Source organism: Streptomyces sp. SID13726 (assembly GCF_010548375.1).
Classification (GTDB): Bacteria; Actinomycetota; Actinomycetes; order Streptomycetales; family Streptomycetaceae; genus Streptomyces.
In genome coordinates, this window is record NZ_JAAGLY010000853.1 from 1 (window position 1) to 386 (window position 386).

The 386-nt window shown below is 76.2% G+C and carries 1 protein-coding gene; it reads right to left on the reverse strand.

The window, feature by feature from the left end; all coding sequences use genetic code 11:
• On the reverse strand, positions 1 to 386 hold a 386-nt coding region (locus G3I78_RS50655), incomplete at both ends, for an ATP-binding cassette domain-containing protein (protein ID WP_164437429.1).

Sequence of the window (386 nt, forward strand, 5' to 3'; positions counted from 1 at the left end):
CGTGGTGGCGGTGCCGACGCCCTCGGCCACACCTGCGCCGACGCCTCCAGTGTCGGTGACGACGAGGCCGTCGCGCACCACGAGCCGCCGCTGCGCGCGAGCCGCGATCTCCGGGGAGTGGGTGACGAGCACGACCGTCGTGCCGGTGCGGTGCAGGTCGGTGAGGAGCTCCAGCACGGACCCCGACGTCGCGGTGTCGAGGTTGCCGGTCGGCTCGTCGGCCACGATCGTCCCCGACCCGACCGAGAGCGCACGCGCGATCGCGACGCGCTGCCGCTGTCCGCCCGACAGGTCGCTGGCGCGGCGGTGCGCGGTCTCCGAGAGCCCGACGCGGTCGAGCGCCTCCAGCGCCCTGAGGCGACGCTCGTCCGCGGGCACGCCGGCGT